Origin of the sequence: Tenacibaculum finnmarkense (genome assembly GCF_900239185.1) — a bacterium.
Classification (GTDB): Bacteria; Bacteroidota; Bacteroidia; order Flavobacteriales; family Flavobacteriaceae; genus Polaribacter; species Polaribacter finnmarkensis.
This window is the reverse complement of sequence record NZ_OENA01000098.1, coordinates 34,118-41,111: the sequence shown is the minus strand read 5'-3', so window position 1 is coordinate 41,111 and position 6,994 is coordinate 34,118. Positions and strand designations below refer to the sequence as shown.

Annotated in this window: 5 protein-coding genes; 1 reads left to right on the top strand and 4 read right to left on the bottom strand. The window is 32.4% G+C overall.

Annotated features, from left to right (window positions below):
* Window positions 1-13: 13 nt before the first annotated feature.
* Complete coding sequence (locus AQ1689_RS12420) at window positions 14-1,870, bottom strand: PorP/SprF family type IX secretion system membrane protein (RefSeq protein WP_101956289.1); 1,857 nt, start codon at window positions 1,868-1,870, stop codon at window positions 14-16.
* A gap of 10 nt (window positions 1,871-1,880) precedes the next feature.
* On the bottom strand, window positions 1,881-4,058 hold the full coding sequence (locus AQ1689_RS12415) for a T9SS type B sorting domain-containing protein (protein ID WP_180947592.1): 2,178 nt from the start codon (window positions 4,056-4,058) through the stop codon (window positions 1,881-1,883).
* Window positions 4,059-4,281: 223 nt separating this feature from the next.
* Here AQ1689_RS12415 and cmk point away from each other — a divergent pair, with 223 nt between their 5' ends.
* Window positions 4,282-4,974: a (d)CMP kinase gene (cmk, locus tag AQ1689_RS12410; RefSeq protein WP_101956287.1), complete on the top strand. Its 693-nt coding sequence runs from the start codon at window positions 4,282-4,284 to the stop codon at window positions 4,972-4,974.
* Window positions 4,975-5,161: 187 nt separating this feature from the next.
* Here cmk and AQ1689_RS12405 read toward each other — a convergent pair whose 3' ends face one another.
* On the bottom strand, window positions 5,162-6,214 hold the full coding sequence (locus AQ1689_RS12405; RefSeq protein WP_101914227.1) for an RluA family pseudouridine synthase: 1,053 nt from the start codon (window positions 6,212-6,214) through the stop codon (window positions 5,162-5,164).
* A gap of 16 nt (window positions 6,215-6,230) precedes the next feature.
* Window positions 6,231-6,812 carry a PASTA domain-containing protein gene (locus AQ1689_RS12400; RefSeq protein WP_101914228.1) on the bottom strand — a complete coding sequence of 194 codons (582 nt, stop codon included), beginning with the start codon at window positions 6,810-6,812 and terminating at the stop codon, window positions 6,231-6,233.
* Window positions 6,813-6,994 lie beyond the last annotated feature (182 nt).

Below are 6,994 nucleotides of genomic sequence, written 5' to 3'. Positions count from 1 at the left end.
CTTAAAAATTTTATTATTTTATATATACTATCGTTTTACGATCATAAAACGCGCCATCTAAATTACTATTATATAAACGGATAATTTCTTCTCTATTATCTGTTTTTGCTATATACACGTGCATATAACCTGTGGTTGGATTTATAAAATATCCTGCTTCAATATCGTCATTTCTTAGCTCGTCTACATTTCTGTCTGCTAATGGTTTTTTTGAATTTACATAAACTTGTAAATAATACCCTGGCTCAATTCCTTGTGAGTTTGACATTGTTCTTACCCTTGCTGTTGGTTGTTTTTTAGGCTCTTTATATGAATCACCTTTTTCACCAATAGTTAATTTAACCACATAAACAGGATCTTTACCTCCTTTTTTCATCTTTATTGATGATTGGTCGTTTTTGTCGTTATTTTCAAACAGACGGGTTTTATCGTTAAAATCGTACACCTTATCTTCAGCATCCGACTCTTTTGCGTATCTGTCAATATATACGTAATACCATTTATCGGTAGGGTCGTAAATATATTTAGCTTCTATATCTAATCTGTTCCATTTTTCTATTAGAACCTCTACATTTTCTTTATTTCTGTACCTATCTGAAACTACATAATACATAGTTCCGCCTCCGCCACCGTCAGATTTCGTAATAGTGCTTTCACGCCAAGGTGCTTTTGATCTTCTTTTTAAAGAAGTGTCTTTTTCATCGCCTTTAATCTCCTTAGGAATAAATGTTTTTGGTTCTTTTATTACCTCTTTTATTAGTGCTGGTTGATTTTTTAAAATTCGAAGCACCTCATCTACTTTTTTATTTAAATTATTAATAGAGTCTTGTGCTTGCTGAAGTTCATCAGATAAATCATGATGTTCTTCGTCTTTATATACAGGTTTTTTCTTAGGTTTTCGTTTTGGCAAGGTAATATTTACTTTACCCGTTCTTCTCTTCGATATTTCTCGAGTATATCTTTTTTGCCCTAAAGTATAAACCAAACCAACTTCATTCGTTGCCGAAAATTTATTTTTTTCATAACTAAACCCTATAGCTAGTTTATCAGAAATATTAACACCTAAACCAGCAGACATACCATACGTTTTATCGTAACCTGCTTTTATCCAACCTGCTTTAGGTAAATCTAATATTACAGTAGCTGCACCACTAAAGCCTTCTGTACCTTCTTTTCTAGCAATTATTAATGTTCTCAAATCTGTGCCTTCAAAAATACCTGAAGCGTAAGTAAACTCGTGAGAATACATTGCGTGAGCTGATATTGTTTTTTCGCCAAAAGTAGTTGCTAATTCGTTATTTTTCAAATTAAAATCAACTAAATTTTCAAAAAACACTCCTACATCAAACTTACCAAACGACAAGGTTACCGCAGGCTGTAGCATTACAATAGGAATATCTTGAAAATTACTTAAAAAAGAGTCCTCTTTCTTTTTCACCAATACCCTAGCCCAATCTAAACTGCTTCTACTATATAAAAAATTAAAACCAAAAGTTAAATCTAGGCTTTGGCTTAACTGCAATCGCTGAGCGTAATTCGCGATAGCGCCAAAATCTTTCATGCCTGCAACTTCTTGCTGATAAATAGCAAAGCCTGCACCTATGTTTTCACGCATTTTCCCTGCATAAGAAACTACATGCAACCTTGGGTTGTCTTCAAAATCAATATTACTGTTACGGGCAATAGCTGTTATTGTTGTTTTACTTTCTCGCAATGATGAAAAAGTTGGCACTGTTAAAAAACGATTAAACTTCATAAAATTACGTGAAGTAAAACTATTGTACTGCTGCCCACTACTAGATACCTGTGCCTCTAACGAAAGAACGGTGAAAAATAGCGTTATAATATATAATGTAATTCTTTTAATCATCTTTAAACATTTAATCTAACACAGATATTGTTCCTGCTTTAATCAATATATTTTCTTTTATTATTTTATAATAAAAAACTCGCTGATTCCCTAAGCTTTCAAAAGGCCAATCATTTTGATAATCATTTGTTTTAAATATTTCTTTTCCGTTGGCATTATATAATTGCACGCTTATCGTTGGTTGAAAGGCATATTTATTTGAAATACTCCAAGTATCATTAACACCATCGGCATTAGGGGTTACAATATTTGGTACAATTACCTGATCATCTTGAGCTACCACTTCAATTGTTTTTTCTATTCCACAGGCTCCTGCAGTGGCTACTACAGTATAAAAACCTAAAGATGTCACCTCTAAGGTTTCACTTGTTGATAAAAGCATCCCATCGATATTTTCACCTTCATACCACACGTACGACTCTGCACCTGATGCTGTTATTGCAGTGCTTTCACCCTCTTTAAGCACCACCTTTTCTGATGGTGTTACAACAATAGCCGCTGCATCAAACAAAACAACTTCTAGTGTTTCTATTATTTTTTCACAACCAAAACCTGTCATTTTTAAGGTATAAGTTCCTATTTCATCTACTACAAACTCGGCTACATCAGTTGCTAAAGCTGTTTGATCATCATTTTTAAACCATTGATACGTATAACCATCAACTACATCTTTTATTGTGTAGGTAATAATACCTCCGGGGCATAATGAGTTTGAAGACGGTTCTGATGTTACTACTGCTGGCTTAGCGATTAGTTTAATATCTAATTCGCTAGAAGATACATTATTTAAATGTCCTGCGCTAATCCCTAACGTATAAATTCCGTTTTGCGTATATGAACTACGTGTTAATTTGTTGTCTGTAGCATCAACAATATTTACACCGTCTAAAATCCATTGATAATTTAATAATTCTAATTGCTCCGATGTTAAAACATACTCGTTATCATCTTGAGCAATAACATTTACTTGTTGTAGTTTTAAATCAACACCTGTGGCGGTACAACTTTCATAATTGTCATCTGTAATCATAACAGGTTCAAATCTTTTTACACTCAACAAGCGTATTGGCTGTGATGACAAGCCTGAAGAACATAATCCTGTAGCTGTTTCTACAACATTTGCAATATAAGTACCTGGCTGATTCACATTTAAAGACGTTCCATCTACACCAAATAATCTTTTATCATCTTTATACCATTCAACCTCAAAATTAGCGGCGTTATTTACTGTAATCGATATATCTATAGCTTCTCCTGGTAATAATACCGATGCTAAAGGAGTGTTTTCTGTAATGGTAAAACTAGGCGCATTTTTTTGATTTAGACTTACATTATTTGAGGTGGTTACACAAACACCTGTATCAATTTCTAAAGAATAAACCCCTAACTGCCCTACAGTGGGCGTTGTATATGTTGAACTATTTGAAGACTGCACCTCTTGATTATCTAAAAACCAAGTATAGGTATAAGAAGTATCCGTAACATTCGCTTGAAAAGTATGTGCTTCATCTCCACAGATTTCAACAACATCAGGGCTATTAATTTGTGCATCTGTTTCACTAAAAGTAACCACATTTATTAAGGTTGACTTTCCAAAACCACAAGCACCATAATCTATTTTAACCTGATACTTACCCGAAGCCGAAACTTCTAAAAAAGGATCCGTTGTTGTTGTAATTATACTGCCATCTCTATACCAAGTGTATGCCCCTTGTTGATCGGTATCTAATATTAATTCAGTGGTAGCGCCATCACAAAGCACTACATCTTCGTAATTATTTAAAACCCTGTCATTAAATAATCTATAAAAAGACTCAGAATCGGGGCTTGTCATTACAGGCGAAGTTGCTACTAATCTTATTTTATAATTTTTATCAAAAGTTTTTGGTAATTGAAAAGTTCTCGAAAAAGTAAAGGTATCGTTTTCAGTAGCAACTGTTGCTAAGTTTACAGGGCTATTCCAAGTACCATTTGCGTCAGACAATTCAACAGTAAATGTATTGTCGTCAGCGAATGCCGATGTTTTGTACTTAAACGTAACCGTATAATCGGTGCTTTTTTTAATATCATTGTCACACAATGATGTAAATTCTATTTCAGGCTTCAACAATGTTTGAGATACTATAGAAGTACTCATAAAAAAGAGAAATATCCCTAAAAGTATGTGGATGCTTTTAATTATTTTCATTTTTGAAATATTACTTAAGGGGAGAACAAATGTAAACTTTTTTACAGAAAAAAAACAGTAAATACAAAATCTATATCGAATATATGTAAAAATAAACAAAAAAACTATAAAAACCATAAAAATAGACTTGTTACAAGCTTTTTTTTAAAGAATTATTAACTAGAAACCCCAAAGAGAATCGTAAAATCTATTGTATATTCGTACCTCTATTTTTTATTATTTTATGACACAAAAAATTACCATAGCCATTGATGGATTTTCATCGACAGGAAAAAGTACGATTGCCAAACAATTAGCAACAAAATTAGGCTATATTTATGTTGATACAGGCGCTATGTACAGAGCAGTTACCCTATACGCAATGCAACATAATTACATTTCAGACACGCATTTTAATTCTGCTGATTTAATTGCTAATTTACAGAAGATTTCGCTTAAATTTATTTTTAATGAAAAAGCGGGTTTTGCTGAAATGTACCTAAATAACGTTAATATTGAAACTCAAATTAGAAGTATTGAAGTTTCAAGACTTGTTAGTAAAATTGCAACCATTTCAGAAGTTCGTAGAAAATTAGTTAGCGAACAGCAAGAAATGGGTAAAAACAAAGGTATTGTAATGGATGGTAGAGATATTGGTTCGGTTGTTTTTCCTGATGCCGAATTAAAATTATTTATGACCGCCTCTGCCGATAAACGAGCAACACGTCGTTATAAAGAATTATTAGACCGTGGCGACAATGTAAATTATCAAGAAATTTTACACAATGTTCAAGAGCGTGATCGTATTGATTCTACCCGAAAAGATTCGCCCTTAATTTTAACCGATGATGCTATAGAATTTGATAATTCTAATATGGGACTAGAAGATCAGTTTGATAGAATTATGAGCTTAGTAAAAATGAGATTGACTTCATAAAAAAACTAGCACAAATGCCTAGCCCCGATTGAAGCTTTGTTTGAGCTCTTTTTTTGATTTTTCTTCAAAAAAAAGCGAGTGCGGAAAGCGGGAAATTGCTTCTAATTATTTTACTATTTAAAACAATATTAAACGCAAAAAACCAGCCGAAAAGCTGGTTTTTTTATATCAATATTTCTGAAAAAAATTATTCTTCGTCTTCGTCTAATTCTGGTAATTTAGAATTTTCAGAATAGGTACGCCATTTTACTAAACAGGCTTCAATATCAGCAGGTATTTCTGTATTAAATTGCATAAACTCACCACTTACAGGATGTGTAAACCCTAATGTTTTAGCATGTAAAGCTTGTCTTGGTAAGGTTTTAAAACAGTTTTTTACAAATTGCTTGTACTTTGTAAAAGTTGTTCCTTTTAAAATATCATCACCACCATAACGCTCATCGTTAAATAAGGTATGACCAATATGCTTAAAGTGTGCTCTAATTTGGTGCGTTCTTCCTGTTTCTAATTTACATTGTACTAATGTAACATAGGTCAAACGCTCTAAAACCTTATAGTGTGTTACCGCATGCTTTCCTTGATCGCCTTCAGGAAAAACATCCATTTGTAAACGATTTTTAAAACTACGCCCGATATTTCCTTCAATAGTTCCAGTATCTTCTTTTACATCACCCCAAACTATGGCATAATATAAACGTTCGGTAGTTCTATCAAAAAATTGCTTTGATAAATGAGTCATTGCAAATTCATTTTTTGCAACCACTAATAAACCACTAGTATCTTTATCAATACGATGTACTAAACCAGGACGCTCGTTTGAGTTGGTAGGTAAGTTTTCAACATGATGAATTAACCCGTTTACTAAAGTTCCTGAATAATTTCCATGCCCTGGATGCACCACCATTCCCGGGGCTTTATTTACCACAATTACATCGTCATCTTCATAAACGATATCAAGCGGTAAATCTTCGGCTACTAATAAGTTTTCCGCTGGCGGATATGCTAAAACAACACGAACAACATCTTTTGGTTTTACTTTATGATTTGGTTTTACAGCCACCTCATTTACCAACACATTCCCTGCTTTCGCTGCTTGCTGAATTTTACTTCTGGTTGAGTTTTCAATGAAATTCATTAAAAACCTATCAACTCTTAATGGTTCTTGACCTTCTGTTGCCACAAACCTGTGATGTTCGTGCAATTCGCTATTTTCTATTTCTAAATTCGTGTCTTCCTGCATTAATCAATTATATAAATTAGTTACCATTACCATCCCCTAAAATTAGGTTGATCGTTGTTTTTTTAGGCAATTTTGTTCCTACTGTAATTTCTTTCCCGTTGTATTTTAAGCCTCTTACAACATCTTTACCAATATCTTCTACCCATGTAATTTCGTTACCAACAATAAAACCTTGCGATCGTAAATGTGTTGTTGCCTGCCTTTTTGTTCGACCGTTTAAATTTGGCACTTCAATATCTCTATATTTAGACGGATTTAATGTTAAATAAATTTTACGTTTTTCTTTTACAAAATCGTTTACCGCAGGGTTTTGTTCTATCACTGATTTTTTTGGATACTCCGGATTATAAGTAGCACTGTCAATAATAATAAAGTCTAAATTAAGTTCTTCTAATTTTTTTTCAACCTGTGCTAACGACATTTTATGTAAATTAGGTACTTGTATTTTTTGATCGTGATTCGTTGTAAACCCTAACCACCATTTTAATACAAAAACAGTTATAAATAACGAAACTACGGCAATTCCTATTTGTATAAAAAATGTTTTACTTTTTATAAATTGAAATAAATTTTTAAGTTTTTCTGAAAAATTACTCATATTTTTTAGCTGTTTTTTGAATCTTTTTTAGCGATATGTTTTTTTGAATATTATTTTTAATACGGTTGCAAATTTACAGTAAAAATATTAGTATTTTTAACTCATTAAGTCTTTAACGAGTTTTTTTAGTAAGTTTGCCTGTTTTACACCCTTAATTTTTACAAAAAAATAATTTAAAAATA